Source organism: Leclercia sp. Marseille-Q4284 (genome assembly GCF_916618945.1).
Lineage (GTDB): Bacteria > Pseudomonadota > Gammaproteobacteria > Enterobacterales > Enterobacteriaceae > Enterobacter > Enterobacter tamurae.
The window spans coordinates 603,022-621,815 of record NZ_CAKAKG010000001.1; the positions used below are offsets into that span (position 1 = coordinate 603,022).

The 18,794-nt window shown below is 59.1% G+C and carries 18 protein-coding genes; 16 read left to right on the forward strand and 2 right to left on the reverse strand.

Features of this window, described 5'->3' with window-relative positions:
- The first annotated feature begins 72 nt into the window (after positions 1-72).
- The 4 genes from LG383_RS02820 to LG383_RS02835 all read left to right on the forward strand — a co-directional run bounded on the left by LG383_RS02820 (position 73) and on the right by LG383_RS02835 (position 6,913).
- Complete coding sequence (locus tag LG383_RS02820) at positions 73-3,348, forward strand: DUF5107 domain-containing protein (protein WP_225758283.1); 3,276 nt, start codon at positions 73-75, stop codon at positions 3,346-3,348.
- A gap of 71 nt (positions 3,349-3,419) precedes the next feature.
- The gene (locus LG383_RS02825) at positions 3,420-4,862 is read left to right on the forward strand and encodes a sugar porter family MFS transporter (RefSeq protein ID WP_225758284.1); all 1,443 of its coding nucleotides are present in this window, start codon (positions 3,420-3,422) and stop codon (positions 4,860-4,862) included.
- Positions 4,859-5,695: an aldose 1-epimerase gene (locus tag LG383_RS02830; protein WP_225759497.1), complete on the forward strand. Its 837-nt coding sequence runs from the start codon at positions 4,859-4,861 to the stop codon at positions 5,693-5,695. Before LG383_RS02825 ends, LG383_RS02830 begins: the two co-directional genes overlap by 4 nt.
- An 81-nt stretch (positions 5,696-5,776) precedes the next feature.
- On the forward strand, positions 5,777-6,913 hold the full coding sequence (locus LG383_RS02835; RefSeq protein ID WP_106994585.1) for a 3-phenylpropionate MFS transporter: 1,137 nt from the start codon (positions 5,777-5,779) through the stop codon (positions 6,911-6,913).
- Here LG383_RS02835 and csiE read toward each other — a convergent pair.
- Complete coding sequence (gene csiE, locus LG383_RS02840; RefSeq protein ID WP_106994586.1) at positions 6,910-8,187, reverse strand: stationary phase inducible protein CsiE; 1,278 nt, start codon at positions 8,185-8,187, stop codon at positions 6,910-6,912. The two genes, LG383_RS02835 and csiE, sit on opposite strands and share 4 nt — an antisense overlap.
- Positions 8,188-8,310: 123 nt before the next feature.
- On the opposite strand from csiE, the gene LG383_RS02845 reads away from it, so the two are divergent.
- Complete coding sequence (locus LG383_RS02845; RefSeq protein WP_106994587.1) at positions 8,311-8,949, forward strand: DUF1007 family protein; 639 nt, start codon at positions 8,311-8,313, stop codon at positions 8,947-8,949.
- Positions 8,940-9,905: a nickel/cobalt transporter gene (locus tag LG383_RS02850; protein WP_225758285.1), complete on the forward strand. Its 966-nt coding sequence runs from the start codon at positions 8,940-8,942 to the stop codon at positions 9,903-9,905. The genes LG383_RS02845 and LG383_RS02850 overlap by 10 nt, the downstream gene beginning before the upstream one ends.
- A 46-nt stretch (positions 9,906-9,951) precedes the next feature.
- Here the strand turns inward: LG383_RS02850 and suhB are convergent, their stop codons facing one another.
- Positions 9,952-10,758: an inositol-1-monophosphatase gene (gene suhB / locus LG383_RS02855; RefSeq protein ID WP_207630082.1), complete on the reverse strand. Its 807-nt coding sequence runs from the start codon at positions 10,756-10,758 to the stop codon at positions 9,952-9,954.
- Between the two features lie 138 nt (positions 10,759-10,896).
- On the opposite strand from suhB, the gene trmJ reads away from it, so the two are divergent.
- The 10 genes from trmJ to pepB all read left to right on the forward strand — a co-directional run bounded on the left by trmJ (position 10,897) and on the right by pepB (position 18,777).
- Positions 10,897-11,625, forward strand: a complete 729-nt coding sequence (gene trmJ / locus LG383_RS02860; RefSeq protein WP_106994590.1) for a tRNA (cytosine(32)/uridine(32)-2'-O)-methyltransferase TrmJ — start codon at positions 10,897-10,899, stop codon at positions 11,623-11,625.
- Positions 11,626-11,860: 235 nt separating this feature from the next.
- Positions 11,861-12,352 (forward strand): Fe-S cluster assembly transcriptional regulator IscR, encoded by a 492-nt coding sequence (gene iscR, locus LG383_RS02865; protein ID WP_225758286.1) that lies wholly within the window; start codon positions 11,861-11,863, stop codon positions 12,350-12,352.
- 117 nt (positions 12,353-12,469) lie between these two features.
- Positions 12,470-13,684 (forward strand): IscS subfamily cysteine desulfurase, encoded by a 1,215-nt coding sequence (locus LG383_RS02870; RefSeq protein WP_032613128.1) that lies wholly within the window; start codon positions 12,470-12,472, stop codon positions 13,682-13,684.
- 23 nt (positions 13,685-13,707) lie between these two features.
- Complete coding sequence (gene iscU, locus LG383_RS02875) at positions 13,708-14,094, forward strand: Fe-S cluster assembly scaffold IscU (protein WP_004866383.1); 387 nt, start codon at positions 13,708-13,710, stop codon at positions 14,092-14,094.
- Positions 14,095-14,109: 15 nt separating this feature from the next.
- Positions 14,110-14,433, forward strand: a complete 324-nt coding sequence (gene iscA / locus LG383_RS02880) for an iron-sulfur cluster assembly protein IscA (RefSeq protein WP_039029731.1) — start codon at positions 14,110-14,112, stop codon at positions 14,431-14,433.
- A 77-nt stretch (positions 14,434-14,510) separates the two neighbouring features.
- Positions 14,511-15,026, forward strand: a complete 516-nt coding sequence (hscB, locus tag LG383_RS02885) for a co-chaperone HscB (RefSeq protein ID WP_106994592.1) — start codon at positions 14,511-14,513, stop codon at positions 15,024-15,026.
- A 14-nt stretch (positions 15,027-15,040) separates the two neighbouring features.
- Positions 15,041-16,891 carry a Fe-S protein assembly chaperone HscA gene (gene hscA / locus LG383_RS02890; protein WP_225758287.1) on the forward strand — a complete coding sequence of 617 codons (1,851 nt, stop codon included), beginning with the start codon at positions 15,041-15,043 and terminating at the stop codon, positions 16,889-16,891.
- 1 nt (position 16,892) lies between these two features.
- On the forward strand, positions 16,893-17,228 hold the full coding sequence (gene fdx, locus LG383_RS02895; protein WP_106994594.1) for an ISC system 2Fe-2S type ferredoxin: 336 nt from the start codon (positions 16,893-16,895) through the stop codon (positions 17,226-17,228).
- A gap of 1 nt (position 17,229) precedes the next feature.
- Positions 17,230-17,430 carry a Fe-S cluster assembly protein IscX gene (gene iscX / locus LG383_RS02900; protein WP_106994595.1) on the forward strand — a complete coding sequence of 67 codons (201 nt, stop codon included), beginning with the start codon at positions 17,230-17,232 and terminating at the stop codon, positions 17,428-17,430.
- Between the two features lie 60 nt (positions 17,431-17,490).
- The gene (gene pepB, locus LG383_RS02905; protein WP_106994596.1) at positions 17,491-18,777 is read left to right on the forward strand and encodes an aminopeptidase PepB; all 1,287 of its coding nucleotides are present in this window, start codon (positions 17,491-17,493) and stop codon (positions 18,775-18,777) included.
- Positions 18,778-18,794 lie beyond the last annotated feature (17 nt).

The window sequence follows — 18,794 nt, forward strand, 5'->3', positions numbered from 1 at the left end:
CAGCGCGCTGAATTCCTCTCTACACTGCCATCTTATCGTCTTTCACTGTTATTTGTTTACTGGAGTGTGAATATGTCTGGAGCAGTTAACGTCTGGCGGGAAACCATCGCCTTACCGACATGGACCACAGGCGCAGAAGATACCAACCCGATGTTCCTGGAAAAACGCGTGTACCAGGGTTCCTCCGGCGCGGTCTATCCCTACGGCGTGACCGATACCCTGACCGGGACCCGCGAGATACGTGATTACCAGGCGGTATGGATGGAAAACGACTTCATTCGCATCATGCTGCTGCCGGAGCTGGGCGGACGTATTCATCGCGCATATGACAAAGTTCAGGAGCGTGATTTCGTCTACTACAACGAGGTGGTGAAACCGGCGCTGGTGGGCCTGCTGGGGCCATGGATCTCCGGCGGGATCGAGTTTAACTGGCCGCAGCACCATCGCCCGACCACCTTTATGCCGGTTGACGTGACCATCCAGCAGCAGGATGGCGGGGCGCAGACCGTCTGGCTGGGTGAGGCCGAGCCAATGCGCGGCCTGCAGGTAATGACTGGCTTTACGCTCTACCCGGATCGGGCATTGATTGAGATCACCGGCAAAGTCTTCAACGGCAACGCCACGCCGCGCCACTTCCTGTGGTGGGCCAACCCGGCGGTGAAGGGCGGGGACGATCATCAGAGCGTCTTCCCGCCGGACGTTACGGCGGTGTTTGACCACGGCAAGCGCGCGGTCTCGGCTTTCCCGATTGCCACCGGCACCTACTATAAAGTCGACTACTCGGCGGGCGTGGATATCTCGCGCTACAAAAACGTGCCGGTCCCGACCTCCTACATGGCAGAAAAATCGGCCTACGATTTTGTCGGCGCCTACCATCACGGGGAGCGGGGCGGCCTGCTGCACGTGGCCGATCACCACGTCTCGCCGGGTAAAAAGCAGTGGTCCTGGGGCCATGACGATTTTGGTCGCGCCTGGGATCGCAATCTGACCGATGAAAACGGCCCCTATATTGAGCTGATGACCGGCGTCTTCACCGATAACCAGCCTGATTTCACCTGGCTTGCGCCGTATGAAGAGAAGATCTTCGTGCAGAATTTCCTGCCCTATAGCGAGCTGGGGCAGGTGCAGAACGCCAACACCCAGTTGGCGCTTAAGCTGGAGCGGTGCGAGCAGCAGCTTCACCTCGGCCTGTACGCCATCGCCCCGCTTCAGGGCGTGCGCCTCGAACTGACCGCAGAGGGCAAGCCGGTGTGGGAAACGCAGCTGACCCTGATGCCGGGTGAAAGCTGGCAGCAGGCGCTGGCGGACGAGTGGCCGCAGCGCTTAACCCTGACCATAAAAGAGGCCTCGGGCCGCACGCTGCTGCATTATCAGGAGCATATCGCCAAGGAAACCCCGCTGCCGGACCCGGCCACCGCACCCGCCATGCCGGAAAACATCAGCAACAGCGATGAACTCTATTTTATTGGTCAGCATCTGGAGCAGTACAACCACGCCAGCCGCTATGCGGAAGATTACTACCGCCGTGCGCTGGAGCTGGATGCCCACGACTATCGCAACAACGTCGCGCTGGGCACCCTGGCGCTGAACCGCGCCGACTGGGGGCTGGCGCAGCGCTGTGCCGAAGCCGCCCTGGTGCGTGCGCATAAGTTAAATAAGAACCCGCGGGATGGCGAAGCCAGCCAGCTGCTGGCGACAGCGCTGGAGCGGCAGGGGGACGACGATGCCGCCTGGGATCACTACTACAAAGCCTCCTGGAGCGGAAACTGCCGCGATGCCGCGTTCTGGTCGCTGGCGCGGCTGGCGATGAAGCGCGGGAATTACGCTGAGGCGCTGGAAAAAGTCGACATCAGCCTCGGGATCAATGCCAGCAACAATCTGGCGATGGGGCTCAAAGCGCTGGCCCTGGCTCAGGTTGAGGGCGAACGCACCGCGCAGGACTACATTGACGGCTGCCTGCAAACCCATCCTCTCAGCTACGCCCTGCACTATGCCCGTTGGGCGATCGCCCGGGACGAGGTTTCACGTGACAAGCTGTTGCAGGTGACGGGTCGTCGTGGGGCCAACGCCTGCGTGCTGGCGGGCTGGTTAACCGCGATGGGGATGCAAGACGCCGCGCGCGAAATGCTGGATCTGCTCGACAGCCAGGAGACCTTGCCTCAGCTCTGGCGGGCCGCATTAAGCGATGAGCCCGCCACGCGTGCCCATTACATTGCCGCCGCGCGCCGCTGTGAGCCCAACCGGGTGCGTTTCCCGAACGCACTGGATGAAGTGCAGATGCTGCAGCGCCTGCAGGATGATCCGTTCGCCCGCTATCTGCTGGGCTGCTTCTGGTACAGCAAACGTCGATATGACGATGCGGTCGCCTGCTGGCAAACCACCCTGGCGCAGGAGCCGCAGTTTGCTCCGGCGCACCGCCTGCTGGGGATCTACGCCTGGAATAAAGAGCACAACCTGGCGCTGGCGGAGCAGCATCTGCAACGCGCCGTGGAGCTGGAACCTGACAACCCGCGTTTCCTGTTTGAGCTGGATTATCTCAATAAGCTCACCGGCCAGCCGGTGGCAAAACGCCTCGCCATGCTTACCGGGCGGGAAAATGTGGTCCTCAAACGCGATGACCTGACCGCCGAACTGTTAAGTCTGTGGAACGGTTCCGGGCGCTACGACGCTGCGGCGCAGGTGCTTCAGGCGCGTCAGTTCCATCCGTGGGAAGGCGGGGAAGGCAAGGTGACCGGGCAGTATCTGCTCAACCAGCAGCACCGCGCCTTGCAGCACATTGCCCGCGGCGAGTTCCGCGAGGCGATTAGCCTGCTGCAGGCGGCCCTGCGCTATCCGCACAACCTCGGGGAGGGGCGTCTGCCGGGGCAAACCGATAACGATATCTGGTATCTGTTGGGCTACTGCCACGCCCGTGGCGATGAGCAGGCCGAGGCGCAGCGCTGCTTTACCCGGGCGGCACAGGGAGAATCAACCCTTGCGGCCGGGCGCTACTACAACGATCAGCCAGCGGATTACCTGTTCTGGCAGGGGATGGCCCTGCGGCAGCTGGGGGACAGCGCGGCGGCGGAGCGTCACTTCCAGGGGTTCCTGGCCTGGGTGCAGGCGCATCGCGACGACGTGCCGGAGGCGGATTTCTTTGCAGTCTCGCTGCCGGATCTGGTGGTGCTGGATACGCCAGCCGGGCAGCAACATCAGCAGCACTGCCTGTTCATTGAGGCGCTGGGTCATGCCGGACTGGGTGACAGCGCAGCCTGCAAACGCCAGCTGGCGGCCTTGCTGGCACTTAACCCGGCCCATGACAAAGCGCATCTGATTCAGCATGCGCAGGCAGCCGGTATTTTCCATTAACTGACTCTGCAGGTGGGGAAACCCACCTGTTAACCCTCTGTACCCTGCGTTTCCCTTAAAGAGGAATCAACATGAATAACAGTGCGCAGACACAACTGAAAATGGGCTACGTCTGGACTATCTGTCTGGTCGCCGCCTGCGGTGGATTGCTGTTTGGCTACGACTGGGTGGTAATTGGCGGGGCCAAACCCTTCTATGAAGCCTGGTTCTCGATTACCGACCCGGCGCAATCCGGCTGGGCGATGAGTTCCGCCCTGGTGGGCTGTATTTTCGGGGCTTTAATCTCTGGATGGTGCGCCGATAAATTTGGCCGTAAGTGGCCGCTGATCCTCTCGGCGGTGCTGTTCAGCGCCTCGGCGTGGGGCACGGCGGTGGCGAGCAGCTTTGACATGTTCGTGGTCTATCGCATCGTCGGCGGGGTGGGGATTGGCCTCGCCTCCGCCCTCAGCCCGCTCTACATCGCCGAGGTCAGCCCGGCGGATAAGCGCGGTCGCTTCGTGGCCATTAACCAGCTGACCATCGTGGTGGGGGTACTGGCGGCGCAGCTGATTAACCTGATGATTGCCGAGCCGGTGGCACCTGGTGCCACCCATGAGGCTATCGTCCAGAGCTGGAACGGGCAAACCGGCTGGCGCTGGATGTTCGGTGCCGAGCTGGTTCCGGCCCTGGCGTTCCTGGTCCTGATGTTCTTTGTTCCGGAATCCCCGCGCTGGCTGATGAAGGCCGGCAAGCCGGAACGTGCCCGCGCCATGCTGGAGCGTATTGGCACCCCGGAGTACGCCAGCCAGACCTTAAAAGAGATCGCCCACACCCTGGAAAAAGACACCCAGAAAGTGGCGTACTCCACGCTGCTGCAGCCCCAGGTCAAACCGATCGTCATTATTGGCATGGTGCTGGCGATGTTCCAGCAGTGGTGCGGGATCAACGTCATCTTCAACTATGCCCAGGAGATCTTCGCCTCGGCCGGGTTTGATATCAACGACACCCTGAAGTCGATTGTGGCGACCGGCATCATCAACCTGGTCTTTACCCTCGCCGCGCTGCCGCTGGTGGACAAAATTGGCCGTCGCAAGCTGATGCTGTTAGGCGCCTCGGGCTTAACCATTATTTATGTGCTGATTGCCAGCGCCTACGCGATGAACATCATGGGCTGGCCGGTTCTGCTGCTGGTGCTGGCGGCGATTGCCATCTACGCCCTGACGCTGGCCCCGGTGACCTGGGTGCTGCTGTCGGAGATCTTCCCCAACCGCGTCCGCGGCCTGGCGATGTCGATGGGGACCCTGGCGCTGTGGATCGCCTGCTTCCTGCTGACCTACACCTTCCCGCTGCTCAATGCCGGGCTGGGTGCGGCGGGCAGCTTCCTGCTCTACGGAGCGATCTGCGCCGCCGGGTATCTCTACATTCTGCGTAAAGTCCCGGAAACCAAAGGCGTGACCCTGGAGGCGCTGGAGGAGCAGCTGGAGAAACAGCACAGCAAAGTGGCCGCAACGGCGGATGCCGGGCGCGTACACTGATGGACCTGCTGTTGATAGAAAACGCGCATCTGCGGATGCGTGTTAACCCGCAGGGCGGCGGGTTGCAGGGACTCTTCTCCCTCACCCACGGGCAGCCCGTGCTGTGGGATGAGGGCGACAGCGCGCTGTTTCCGATGGTGCCGCTGGCCAACCGGGTGGCGGGTAATCGCTTTGCCTTTCAGGGGCGGGATATTACCCTGCCGCAAAGCCCGGTGGACCAGCGCTTCTTTTTGCACGGCGATGGCTGGCAATCTCCCTGGCAGGTGGCCTCGCTCACCGATACGGAGTGTGTTCTGAGGCTGCGCCGCCAGCATGACTGCGGCTTCGATTATCAGGCGGTGCTGCGCTATCAGTTGCGCGAGCATGTTCTGCGGGCGGAGCTGATGCTCACCCATCTCGGCCCGCAGCCGATGCTGTATGGCCTGGGCTTTCATCCATGGTTTTACGTTGACGAACACAGCCGCCTGCAGTTTTCCGCCAGCGGCTACTGGCCGGAAGGGGAGCACCATTTACCGCTGGCGTGGCAGGGCGATATCCCGCCGGAAATCGATTTCAGTACCGCCCGGCAGGGGAGGGATGGCTGGCTGAATGTCGGCTACTCCGGCTGGAACGGCGTGGCAACGATCCTGCGTGATGTGATGAATATCACAATTACCGCGCAAACTCCGTGGCTGATGCTGTTCAGAATGTCGGGTAAATCACTCCTGTGCCTCGAACCGCAGAGCCATCCGGTCAACGCTCACCATATGGCCGGGCAGCCTGGGCTGGTGGTCTTAGGCCCGGGCGACAGCACCCGTTTTGCGATGGAGATTGCCGTCGAAAGCGCCGCCTGAGCCTGTTAATCAGCTGTTAATACCCGCTTGCGCCAGCCTGTTTTTACCGCCAGACTATCGCCTCCAAAACGGGAGGGATTCATGGTTTTGCATTCCACGCGCTGGCTGGCGCTCAGCTACTTCACCTACTTTTTTAGCTACGGTATTTTTCTGCCTTTCTGGAGCGTCTGGCTCAAAGGGATTGGCCTCACTCCGGAGATGATTGGCGTTCTGCTTGGCTCGGGCCTGGTGGCGCGTTTTCTCGGTAGCCTGCTTATTGCCCCGCGCGTCAGCGATCCCTCCCTGTTAATCAAAGCCGTGCGCGTGCTGGCGCTGCTTACCCTGGTGTTTATGGCCGGCTTCTGGGTTAGCCAGCAGTTTGCCTGGCTGGTGGTGGTGATGGTGGGCTTTAACCTCTTCTTCTCGCCGCTGGTGCCGCTGACCGATGCGCTGGCCAATACCTGGCAGAAGCAGATCACCATGGACTATGGCCGGGTGCGGCTGTGGGGCTCTATCGCCTTTGTGATTGGCTCGGCGCTGGTGGGCAAGCTGGTCAGTCTGTATGACTATCAGGCCATTCTGGCCCTGCTGAGCGTCGGAATTGCCTCGATGCTGCTTGGGATGCTGCTGCGCCCATCGGTGATGCCGCAGGGCGAAAGCCGTCAGCAGGAGAGCGCCGGCTGGCCGGCATGGCGCTCGCTGGTGGCCCAGAGCTGGCGCTTCCTCGCCTGCGTCTGCCTGCTGCAGGGGGCGCATGCCGCTTACTATGGCTTCAGCGCGATTTACTGGCAGGGAGCCGGGTATTCGGCCTCGGCCGTAGGCTACCTCTGGTCGCTGGGCGTGGTGGCGGAAGTGATCATCTTTGCCCTCAGCAACCGGCTGTTCCGCCGCTTTGGTGCCCGGGAGCTGCTCCTGCTCTCTGCCGTCTGCGGCGTTGTTCGCTGGGGGATCATGGGCTGGACTACCGAGCTGCCGTGGCTGATTGTCGCGCAAATCCTGCACTGCGGCACCTTTACGGTGTGCCATCTGGCGGCGATGCGTTATATCTCGGCCCGCGAAGGCAGCGATGTGATCCGCCTGCAGGCGGTCTACTCGGCGGTGGCAATGGGAGGCAGTATTGCGATCATGACCGTCTTCGCCGGCTTCCTGTACCAGCATCTCGGTCATGGGGTATTCTGGGTGATGGCGCTGGTGGCGCTCCCCGCGATCCTGCTGCGTCCGCGGGTGGCAGCGCGCTAAGATTCCAGCATGGCGCGAATATGTTCCTGCTGCTGCGCATTCAACGCCTCGATGGCGTGGATGAGCGGCGGTGAGAACAGCGGCAGGGCGGTGGTGTAGGGCGTGACCACCAGGGCGGCCTCGCGCGGGGCGCCCTCCTTCTGAAAGGCCTGTAGCGTCACATAACGAATGTTCAGCGGCAGCAGGGTTAACTCCCGCAGCTGCTGCTCAATCAGCTCCTCGCAGGCTTTATCCTCCCCGGTCAATAACACCACCTGTTTTTCATGCAGATCGCTCTCCTGCATCAGCCAGGCGCCAAAGATCACCGCCACCAGGCTCGACTCCTCCTCGGAGAAGCGCAGACCAAACTCCGACTCCAGCTCGAACAGCACCTCCCGGGTGGTACGCATCAGGCGCGGATAGAGGCGGTGGATCTCCTCGGGGAGGCTGTTGTCGATACCGATGCCAAACAGCGAGCGGTCCAGCGCCTGGGAAATATGCACATAAAGCTGATCGGTCAGCCCCTTCTCGTCGCTGAACTGCATGCCGGTTTGCCCATGAAAGCGGGCGATCATGCGGGTGATGGTGCGGCGCAGCCGGTCATCTTCCTGGTGCGCATCGCGAAGGGGATCCGGCGTGCGGAGCATCATAAACAGCAGCGCCAGGAAAGGTTGCTCATCGGCGTGGGGCACCAGCGCCACGCGGCGCTGCCAGTGGCGCACAATCTCCTGCGCCATCAGATATTCGTTGCGTGACTGGGTCCAGTTGCGCTGGATCACTGAAAATTCCGGGCTCTGGCCAAGATGGTGCTGAAGCAGGCAGTACTGCAGATAGAGCTGCAAAAACTGCGTGTCCCGGGATTCAAACTGACGCTGCAGGCGGCGGGAGCAAAAATTAATCAGCGCCCGCAGGTTGGTATCGTCATATAAAGTGCGGGCGATGCCGAGCTGCTTTAGCGCGATTTTCAGAGATGGGGTAAACTGCTGCGCGACGAAGTGGGGGCAGAGGCGTAACGCCCGGCGCAACCAGTGCAGCAGGCATAAACGTTGGTTCAGGTGGCTACCTTCAAGCAGGTAGCAGCCATCATGCTGTGTCGCAATGTCGAGCTGGTGATAGCGCTGGATCTCCATGCGCATCTCGTCGATATCCTGCCGGCAGAGGGCATCATCGACACCATTGATTTCACCGATGCGTTGCAGGTTGGCACGGAATCCTGGCACATAGAGCATCAACAGAACCTGGCAGCGGCGCTGCGAACTGGAAAGTGCAGATGGCATTTCGAGAGTCGTCATCATCTGTCGGGTTCCAGTGAGTGTGTTTGATAAGAATAGCTAAAGGATCTACGCCATAGCACAGGATGCCGGGCTTTCCTTCAGGAATGCGGGTGAACATCACAGAATTTTTGACGTGAGGAAGAGATGCAAACAGTGAAACGCAGCGCAACGACGCTTTTTTTGGCGGTTTTGTCTTTTGCCGCCGCCGCGCACCCTCACAGCTTTATCACCCTGAAAACTCAGATCATGGTGAAAGACGACCAGCTTACCGGGCTGAAGATGCGCTGGGTGATGGATGAGCTGACCTCCGCCGATCTGCTTTATGATGCCGGAAACGCAAAGCCGGGGGATGAGATCTGGAAGAAGCTGGCGGCAGAGGTGATGGCCAACGTGCTCGGTCAGCACTACTTTACCGAGTTCTGGCACAACGGGGAGAAGGTGAAATTCCTCAACCGGCCCACCCAGTACGGTATGACCCGCGTTGATCATCAGGCGGTGCTGACCTTTATCCTGCCGCTGGCGGAGCCGCAGCCGCTGGCCGGGCAGAAATATACCTTTTCCACCTTCGATCCCTCCTACTACGTGGACATGAGCTACGCCGAGGATAACGATGTGTCGCTGCCCGCTGAGCTGCAAAAAAGCTGCGCCCTCACCATCGATACCCCGGAGCCCAGCGATGAGACGCTGAGTTTTGCCAGCTCGCTGGATAAAGACGATGCGCCCCCGGAAGATATGGATCTCGGCAAACAGTTTGCCCAGACGGTGACCTTACAATGTCAGTAATTCGCGCGCGCCGCGTAGCGGATCTCTGGCCGCTGGCGCTGTTTCTGCTTGTGGCGGTGTCAGGGGCCATCTGGCTGTGGCAGGCATGGCCGCAGGTAATGCGTCAGAGCATTCTCTGGCAGCGGGACGTCAATCAGCAGATGAGCGGCTTGCTGAAGGCGGTGGCCGAAAATCCGACGGCGGCGGGCGGGTCGCTGCTGGTATTCAGCTTTTTATACGGCGTGCTGCATGCCCTGGGGCCGGGCCACGGCAAAATCGTGATCGCCACCTGGCTTGCCACCCATCCCTCAAAACTGAAATCGAGCATCGGCTTAACCCTGGCCTCCTCTTTATTACAGGGTGTGGTGGCGATCGCCCTGGTGGTGGGGGTGTTAACCCTGTTGCAGCTCCCGGCGCGGGATCTGCATATGAGCAGCTTCTGGCTGGAGAAGGGAAGCTATGCCCTGGTGGGCGTGCTGGGATTCATGCTCTGCTGGCGGGCGCTAAAAAAACTGCGGGCGTTGCTGCGTAAACCGACCTTTAAAGCCTTTACTCCGCATCACGTGCACGACGCCAACTGCGGCTGCGGCCATCAGCATCTGCCGAGCCCGACGCAGATCCAGCGCGCTGACGACTGGCGGGCGCGGATGATGATTATTCTGTCGATGGGGATGCGACCCTGTTCCGGGGCGATCATGGTGCTGCTGTTCAGTAAGGTGATCGGGGTGTTCAGCTGGGGCGTGGCCTCGGCGCTGGCCATGGCGGCGGGAACGGGGCTCACTATCTCTTCCCTGGCGCTGCTGGTGCACGGTTTTCGTCAGCTGGCGGTCAGGCTTAGCGGTAATAAAGCGCCTGTACTGTGGCGACAGATCGGGTGGACAACGCTGGCACTAGCCGGTGGGGTGGTGTTGCTGGTGGCGGCGGTGATGATGTGGATCAGTGCGGTGCCGGTAGGGCGGGGGATGCGACCGTTTTAGCAATATTGCCCGGTAAGCGAAGCGCCACCGGGCAATATTCACAGAATTAACGCTTCAGCGCTTCACTCAGTTCGTCACGCATGTTCGCCAGCATGGATTTCACCACACGTGGGTTACCTGCAACGATGTTGCCAGACAGCATGTAGTTGTGGCCGCCGGTGAAATCACACACCAGAGCACCTGCTTCGCGAGCAATCAGTTCGCCAGCAGCAAAGTCCCATGGCTTCAGGCCAATCTCAAAGTAACCGTCCACGCGGCCAGCGGCAACGTAGGCCAGATCCAGCGCAGCAGAACCGGAGCGACGGAAGTCAGCGCACTCGGTGAACAGTTTGCCCAGGATTTTCATGTACGCAGGTGCGTGCTGTTTGGCTTTGAACGGGAAACCGGTCGCCAGGATGGTGCCGTCGAGATCGCGAGCGTTGGTGCCGCGCAGACGGTAGCCGTTCAGCTGTGCGCCCTGACCGCGGGTGGCGGTGAACAGTTCGTTACGCATTGGATCGTAAACCACCGCCACTTCAGTACGGCCTTTGATGCGTACGGCGATAGAAACAGAGAAGTGGGGCAGACGTTTAACGAAGTTGGTGGTGCCATCCAGTGGATCAATAACCCATTGAACATCCTGATCTTCGCCCACGTGCTCACCGCTTTCTTCGGTGATGATGGTGTGTTGCGGGTAAGATTTGCGAATGGTTTCGATAATCATCGCTTCTGCGGCTTTATCGACGTTAGTCACAAAGTCATTGCTGCCTTTCTGGCTGGTTTCTACGGAATCTGGAGTTTCGTAGTGTTTGGCAATTACATTACCCGCCTTGCGCGCTGCGCGCACGGCGATGGTCAACATAGGATGTTGCATCGGTTACTCTCACTGGATGTTAAAGAACGGGGGATACGAAAACGGCGCAGAGTATAGCAGCGGGATCGGATTATGTCTTCCGTTTATGGTAGCATGGGCGAATATTCTTCAGACACTGAATTCAAACGTAAAAAAATTATGCTGCAAAATATCCGAATCGTACTGGTCGAAACCTCACATACCGGCAATATGGGCTCGGTGGCCCGCGCGATGAAAACCATGGGCTTAACCAATCTCTGGCTGGTTAACCCGCTGGTCAAACCCGACTCGCAGGCTATCGCGCTCGCCGCGGGTGCCAGCGACGTCATTGGCAATGCGCAGATCGTTGATACCCTGGATGAAGCCTTAGCGGGTTGCAGCCTGGTGGTTGGCACCAGCGCGCGTTCGCGCACTCTGCCGTGGCCGATGCTCGATCCGCGTGAATGTGGGTTGAAAAGCGTTTCCGAAGGTCAGCATGCGCCAGTGGCGCTGGTGTTTGGCCGTGAGCGCGTGGGGCTGACCAACGATGAGCTGCAGAAGTGCCATTATCACGTCGCCATTGCCGCTAACCCGGAGTACAGCTCGCTGAACCTGGCGATGGCCGTGCAGGTTATTGCCTATGAAGTACGTATGGCATGGCTGGCAACCCAGGAGAAAGAGACCTACGCCGCGCCAGAAGAGACCCCGTATCCGCTGGTGGATGACCTGGAGCGTTTCTATGGTCATCTGGAGCAGACCCTTCTCAGCACCGGCTTTATCCGCGCCGGGCATCCGGGACAGGTGATGAATCGCCTCCGCCGTCTCTTTACCCGTGCGCGTCCGGAAAGCCAGGAGCTGAACATCCTGCGCGGTATTCTGGCGTCGATTGAGCAGAAGAATAAAGAGTAATGCGGTGGTGCCGGGTGGCGCTGCGCTTACCCGGCCTACAGGACCGTAGGCCCGTGCAAGCGAAGCGCCGCCGGGCAAAAACTGATGAGCGCACAGAAGGTTAAATACCTGACTAAAACAGTCAAGTAAATAGTTGACCAATTTAGTCGGGAATGTCAGACTTGGCCCTGCTATGCAATACCCCCACTTTACAATAAAAACCCCGGGCAGGGGCGAGTTTGAGGTTAAGTAAGACATGAGACTGACATCTAAAGGGCGTTATGCCGTGACCGCGATGCTGGACGTTGCGCTCAACTCCGAATCGGGCCCGGTTCCGTTGGCTGATATTTCTGAACGTCAGGGAATCTCCCTCTCTTATCTGGAACAGCTTTTCTCCCGACTGCGTAAAAATGGCCTGGTTTCCAGCGTCCGCGGTCCTGGCGGCGGATATCTGTTAGGTAAAGACGCGGGCAGTATTGCCGTTGGCGAAGTGATTAGCGCAGTTGACGAATCCGTCGACGCGACCCGTTGCCAGGGTAAAGGCGGCTGTCAGGGCGGCGATAAATGCCTGACTCACGCGCTGTGGCGCGATCTGAGCGACCGTCTGACCGGCTTCCTGAATAACATCACCATTGGTGAACTGGTTAACAACCAGGAAGTGCTGGACGTCTCTGGTCGTCAGCACTCGCACGAGTCCCAACGTAATACCCGCGCGCAGGACGCTATCGACGTCAAATTACGCGCGTAATAAAAAATAAGTATTTCAGAATCAGGCCGGGGCATTACTCGCCCCGCGTACTCGGTCGTACATCCAGCCGGTTGCCTGATTCCTTGCATTGAAGCGATGTACGGAGTTTAAAGAGCAATGAAATTACCGATCTATCTCGATTACTCCGCAACCACGCCGGTGGACCCGCGTGTTGCCGAGAAAATGATGCAGTGTCTGACCCTGGACGGAAACTTTGGTAACCCGGCTTCCCGTTCTCACCGTTTTGGCTGGCATGCTGAAGAGGCGGTAGATATCGCCCGTAATCAGATTGCCGAGCTGGTTGGCGCTGACCCGCGTGAAATTGTTTTCACCTCCGGCGCGACCGAATCCGATAACCTGGCGATCAAGGGTGCGGCCAATTTCTATCAGAAAAAAGGCAAGCACATCATCACCAGCAAAACCGAACACAAAGCCGTGCTGGACACCTGTCGTCAGCTGGAGCGTGAAGGGTTTGAAGTGACCTACCTCGCACCGCAGCGCAACGGTATCATCGACCTGAAAGAGCTCGAAGCGGCCATGCGTGATGACACCATCCTGGTCTCCATCATGCACGTGAACAACGAAATCGGCGTGGTGCAGGATATCGCTACCATCGGCGAACTGTGCCGTGCCCGCGGTATCATCTACCACGTGGATGCGACCCAGAGCGTGGGCAAACTGCCTATCGACCTGAGCCAGCTGAAAGTGGACCTGATGTCCTTCTCCGGCCACAAAATCTATGGCCCGAAAGGCATTGGCGCGCTGTACGTGCGTCGTAAGCCACGTATCCGTATCGAATCCCAGATGCACGGTGGCGGTCACGAGCGCGGTATGCGTTCCGGTACTCTGCCTGTTCACCAGATCGTTGGGATGGGTGAAGCCTACCGTATCGCCAAAGAAGAGATGGAAACCGAGATGGCACGCCTGCGTACGCTGCGTAACCGTCTGTGGGAAGGCGTGAAGGATATGGAAGAGGTCTACCTGAACGGCGATCTCGAGCAGGGCGCACCAAACATTCTTAATGTCAGCTTCAACTATGTTGAAGGCGAGTCGCTGATCATGGCCCTGAAAGACCTGGCCGTCTCCTCCGGTTCTGCGTGTACTTCCGCAAGCCTCGAGCCGTCCTACGTGCTGCGCGCACTGGGCATGACCGACGAACTGGCACACAGCTCTATCCGTTTCTCTTTAGGTCGTTTCACTACCGATGAAGAGATTGACTACACCATCAAGCTGGTTCGCAACTCCATTGGCCGTCTGCGTGACCTTTCTCCACTGTGGGAAATGTTCAAAGAAGGCGTGGATCTGAACAGCATTGAATGGTCACATCACTAATCGGTTTGTAAGGAGAATTCAACATGGCATACAGCGAAAAAGTTATCGATCATTACGAGAATCCACGTAACGTGGGCTCCTTCGACAACAGTGATGACAGCGTGGGCAGCGGCATGGTGGGTGCACCAGCCTGTGGCGACGTGATGAAGTTGCAGATTAAAGTCAACAATGAAGGTATCATTGAAGACGCGCGCTTCAAGACCTACGGTTGCGGTTCCGCAATCGCTTCCAGCTCCCTGGTCACCGAGTGGGTGAAGGGCAAATCCCTGGACGAAGCGCAGGCAATTAAAAATACCGATATTGCTGACGAACTCGAACTGCCGCCGGTGAAAATTCACTGCTCTATCCTGGCGGAAGATGCGATTAAAGCCGCAATCGCGGATTACAAAAGCAAACGTGAAGCAAAATAATTAGTTGAGGTTGTTATGTCGATTACCCTTAGCGACAGCGCTGCCGCGCGAGTAAGCTCCTTCCTGGCAAACCGTGGCAAAGGCTTTGGCCTGCGACTGGGTGTACGCACTTCCGGCTGTTCCGGTATGGCGTATGTACTGGAATTTGTTGACGAACCTGCGGCGGAAGATACCGTGTTCGAAGACAAAGGCGTGAAGGTAGTGGTCGATGGTAAAAGCCTGCAGTTCCTGAACGGCACTCAGCTGGACTTTGTCAAAGAAGGCCTTAACGAAGGGTTTAAATTCACCAACCCGAACGTGAAAGATGAGTGCGGCTGCGGCGAAAGCTTCCACGTCTAATTGCGTATCACCTGCTAACCCCACCGCAGCCAGACTGTGTGTGGGGTTTGTTTTAATCAGCTAACCCTGAGATTGTTATGGATTACTTCACCCTCTTTGGGTTACCAGCCGGGTATGAAATTGATACTCAGGCGCTGGCGGCCCGTTTCCAGGATCTGCAACGTCAGTACCATCCGGATAAGTTCGCCAGCGGCACTCAGGCGGAACAGCTGGCGGCGGTGCAGCACTCTGCGACCATCAATCAGGCGTGGCAAACCCTGCGCAATCCGCTGAGCCGGGCAGAATATCTGCTCTCGCTTCATGGGTTTGATCTCGCCAGTGAGCAACACACCGTCCGCGACACCGCTTTCCTGATGGAACAGCTGGAGCTGCGTGAAGAGCTGGATGAGATCGACCAGGCCAAAGACGAAGCGCGTCTGGAACGTTTTATTAAGCGCGTAAAAGGGATGTTCGATGCCCGCCATCAGCAGATGGTTGACCAATTGAATAACGAGACGTGGGATGTGGCGGCGGACACTGTGCGCAAGCTGCGTTTTCTCGATAAACTGCGAAGCAGTGCTGAACAACTCGAAGAAAAGCTGCTCGATTTTTAATTTCGGAAGCAATTATGGCCTTATTACAAATTAGTGAGCCGGGCTTAAGTGCCGCACCGCACCAGCGTCGTCTGGCGGTAGGCATCGACTTAGGCACCACCAATTCGCTGGTGGCGACCGTGCGCAGCGGCCAGGCTGAGACGCTGGCGGATGCGCAGGGTCAACACCTGCTGCCGTCTGTGGTCCACTATCAGCCCCAGGGCCACAGCGTGGGTTACGACGCCCGCGCCAATGCGGCACAGGATCCTGCCAACACCATCAGCTCGGTAAAACGCATGATGGGCCGTTCCCTGGCAGACATCCAGAGTCGTTACCCGCATCTGCCGTATCAGCTGCAGGCCAGTGAAAACGGCCTGCCGATGATCGCCACCACTGCCGGTTTACTCAACCCGATCCGTGTCTCTGCCGATATCCTTAAGGCGCTGGCCGCTCGCGCGACCGCGACCCTGGAAGGCGAGCTGGATGGCGTAGTGATCACCGTTCCGGCCTATTTCGATGACGCCCAGCGTCAGGGCACCAAAGACGCGGCGCGTCTGGCGGGCCTGCACGTGCTGCGTCTGCTCAACGAGCCGACTGCGGCTGCCATTGCCTACGGCCTCGACTCCGGTCAGGAAGGGGTGATTGCCGTCTTCGACCTCGGCGGCGGGACCTTCGATATTTCCATTCTGCGCCTGAGCCGCGGGGTGTTTGAAGTACTGGCCACCGGCGGCGACTCTGCTCTCGGCGGCGACGACTTTGACCACCTGCTGGCGGATCATATCTGTGAGCTGGCGGGGATTACCGATCGGAGTGATGCGCGCCTGCAGCGTCAGCTGCTGGACGCCGCCATTGCCGCCAAAATCGCCCTCAGCGATGCCCCGTCCGTGACCGTTGAGATCGCAGGCTGGAAAGGCGACATCAGCCGCGAGCAGTTCAACGAACTGATCGCCCCGCTGGTGAAGCGCACTCTGCTGGCCTGCCGTCGCGCGCTGAAAGATGCAGGCGTCGAGGCACAAGAGGTGCTGGACGTAGTGATGGTCGGCGGTTCGACCCGCGTGCCGCTGGTGCGTGAGCGCGTGGGCGAGTTCTTTGGCCGCACGCCATTAACCTCTATCGACCCGGATAAAGTGGTCGCCATTGGCGCCGCCATCCAGGCCGATATCCTGGTCGGCAACAAGCCGGACAGCGAAATGCTGCTGCTGGACGTCATCCCGCTGTCCCTCGGTTTAGAAACCATGGGTGGCCTGGTTGAGAAGGTGATCCCGCGTAACACCACCATTCCGGTGGCGCGTGCGCAGGAGTTCACCACCTTCAAAGACGGCCAGACCGCGATGTCGATCCACGTCCTGCAGGGCGAGCGCGAGCTGGTCCAGGATTGCCGCTCGCTGGCGCGTTTCGCGCTGCGCGGCATTCCGGCGCTGCCTGCGGGCGGGGCGCATATCCGCGTCACCTTCCAGGTGGATGCGGACGGCCTGCTGAGCGTCACGGCGATGGAAAAATCGACCGGTGTCGAATCCTCCATCCAGGTGAAACCGTCCTACGGTCTGACCGATGGCGAAATCGCCACCATGATTCAGGACTCAATGAGTTTTGCTGCGCAGGATGTGAAGGCGCGCATGCTGGCTGAACAGAAAGTTGAAGCCGCACGCGTGCTGGAAAGCCTGAACAGCGCACTCACTGCTGATGCCGCGCTGTTAAGCGCCGCTGAACGTCAGGCCATTGACGACGCCGTCGCGCAACTGAGCGCGGTAGCGGAAGGCGATGACGCTGACGCCATAGAACAAGCGATTAAAAACGTTGATAAACAAACCCAGGAGTTCGCCGCACGCCGTATGGACCAGTCTGTCCGTACCGCGCTGAAAGGCCACTCCGTGGACGAGGTTTAATATGCCAAAGATTGTTATTTTGCCTCATGCGGACCTCTGTCCGGATGGTGCAGTTCTGGAAGCTGAGACTGGCGAAACCATCCTTAACGTTGCCCTGCGCAACGGTATCGAAGTGGAACACGCCTGTGAAAAATCCTGTGCCTGCACGACCTGCCACTGCATCGTCCGCGAGGGCTTTGACTCTCTTGCGGAGAGCACAGAAGATGAAGATGACATGCTGGATAAAGCATGGGGTCTGGAGCCGGAAAGTCGTCTGAGCTGTCAGGCGCGCGTCACCGATGAAGATCTGGTGGTCGAACTTCCGCGTTATACGCTTAACCACGCACGCGAGCATTAATATGGGACTGAAGTGGACAGACAGCCGTGAAATCGGCGAGGCGCTGTACGACGCTAATCCGGATCTCGATCCGAAAACCGTACGCTTCACCGATATGCATCAGTGGATTTGCGATCTGGAAGAGTTTGACGACGATCCTAACGCATCCAATGAAAAAGTTCTGGAGGCGATTCTGCTAGTCTGGTTAGACGAAGCAGAATAAAAACGTTACGGGCTGCCTTCAGGCGGCCCGTTTGCTTGTTGCTAATAAGGATAAATAAAAATGACCGAAGCGATGAAGATTACGCTCTCTACTCAGCCTGCCGATGCGCGCTGGGGTGAAAAAGCGACTTACAGCATTAATAACGACGGTATTACCCTGCACCTGAACGGCAGCGACGATTTAGGCCTGATCCAGCGCGCGGCGCGTAAAATTGACGGTCTGGGCATTAAACATGTCACCCTCGACGGCGAAGGCTGGGATGTGGATCGCAGCTGGGCCTTTTCGTCAGGTTACAAAGGCCCGAAAGGCACCCGTAAAATTGAGTGGGCCAGCCTCGACGCGGCGGCACAGAAAGAGCTGGAAAGCCGTCTGACCATCATCGACTGGGTGCGTGACACCATTAACGCCCCGGCGGAAGAGTTAGGCCCGGAGCAGCTGGCGCAGCGCGCGGTGGATCTGCTGAGCAACGTCGCTGGCGACAAGATGTCTTATCGCATCACTAAAGGCGAAGATCTGCGCGAGCAGAACTACATGGGTCTGCACACCGTAGGCCGTGGTTCTGAACGCCCGCCGGTTCTGCTGGCGCTGGATTACAACCCGACCGGCGACAAGCAAGCCCCGGTGTATGCCTGCCTGGTGGGTAAAGGCATCACCTTCGATACCGGCGGTTACAGCCTGAAGCAGAGCGCGTTCATGGACTCGATGAAGTCCGACATGGGCGGCGCGGCTACCATTACCGGCGCGCTGGCTTTTGCCATCACCCGCGGCCTGAACAAGCGCGTGAAGCTGTACCTGTGCTGCGCCGACAACATGGTCAGCGGTAATGCCTTCAAGCTGGGCGATATCATTCGCTACCGCAACGGCAAGAACGTCGAAGTGATGAACACCGACGCCGAAGGCCGTCTGGTGCTGGCCGATGGCCTGATTGATGCTTCTGCGCAGAAACCTGAGCTGATCATCGACATGGCGACCCTGACCGGCGCGGCGAAAACGGCGCTGGGCAACGACTACCATGCCCTGTTCAGCTTCGACGACAAGCTGGCGGCCCGTCTGCTGGCCAGCGCCGCTGCCGAGAACGAGCCGTTCTGGCGTCTGCCGCTGGCCGAGTTCCACCGCAGCCAACTGCCGTCGAACTTTGCCGAACTGAACAACACCGCCAGCGCGGCCTATCCGGCCGGTGCCAGCACCGCCGCCGGTTTCCTGTCGCACTTCGTTGAGAACTATCACGAAGGCTGGCTGCACATCGACTGCTCCGCCACCTACCGTAAAGCAGCGGTTGAGCAGTGGTCTGCTGGTGCCACCGGTCTGGGCGTGCGCACCATTGCGAACCTGTTGACCGCAGAGTAATTGGCTTGCCCGGCGGC

Bases quoted from the DNA above. Each gene is read 5' to 3' on its own strand.
- fdx (WP_106994594.1), top strand. From the start codon at position 16,893: ATGCCAAAGATTGTTATTTTGCCTCATGCGGACCTCTGTCCGGATGGT.
- hscA (WP_225758287.1), top strand. From the start codon at position 15,041: ATGGCCTTATTACAAATTAGTGAGCCGGGCTTAAGTGCCGCACCGCAC.
- iscA (WP_039029731.1), top strand. From the start codon at position 14,110: ATGTCGATTACCCTTAGCGACAGCGCTGCCGCGCGAGTAAGCTCCTTC.
- iscX (WP_106994595.1), top strand. From the start codon at position 17,230: ATGGGACTGAAGTGGACAGACAGCCGTGAAATCGGCGAGGCGCTGTAC.
- LG383_RS02870 (WP_032613128.1), top strand. From the start codon at position 12,470: ATGAAATTACCGATCTATCTCGATTACTCCGCAACCACGCCGGTGGAC.
- LG383_RS02825 (WP_225758284.1), top strand. From the start codon at position 3,420: ATGAATAACAGTGCGCAGACACAACTGAAAATGGGCTACGTCTGGACT.
- LG383_RS02850 (WP_225758285.1), top strand. From the start codon at position 8,940: ATGTCAGTAATTCGCGCGCGCCGCGTAGCGGATCTCTGGCCGCTGGCG.
- LG383_RS02820 (WP_225758283.1), top strand. From the start codon at position 73: ATGTCTGGAGCAGTTAACGTCTGGCGGGAAACCATCGCCTTACCGACA.
- pepB (WP_106994596.1), top strand. From the start codon at position 17,491: ATGACCGAAGCGATGAAGATTACGCTCTCTACTCAGCCTGCCGATGCG.
- suhB (WP_207630082.1), bottom strand. From the start codon at position 10,758: ATGCAACATCCTATGTTGACCATCGCCGTGCGCGCAGCGCGCAAGGCG.
- csiE (WP_106994586.1), bottom strand. From the start codon at position 8,187: ATGATGACGACTCTCGAAATGCCATCTGCACTTTCCAGTTCGCAGCGC.
- hscB (WP_106994592.1), top strand. From the start codon at position 14,511: ATGGATTACTTCACCCTCTTTGGGTTACCAGCCGGGTATGAAATTGAT.
- iscU (WP_004866383.1), top strand. From the start codon at position 13,708: ATGGCATACAGCGAAAAAGTTATCGATCATTACGAGAATCCACGTAAC.
- LG383_RS02845 (WP_106994587.1), top strand. From the start codon at position 8,311: ATGCAAACAGTGAAACGCAGCGCAACGACGCTTTTTTTGGCGGTTTTG.
- trmJ (WP_106994590.1), top strand. From the start codon at position 10,897: ATGCTGCAAAATATCCGAATCGTACTGGTCGAAACCTCACATACCGGC.
- LG383_RS02835 (WP_106994585.1), top strand. From the start codon at position 5,777: ATGGTTTTGCATTCCACGCGCTGGCTGGCGCTCAGCTACTTCACCTAC.
- iscR (WP_225758286.1), top strand. From the start codon at position 11,861: ATGAGACTGACATCTAAAGGGCGTTATGCCGTGACCGCGATGCTGGAC.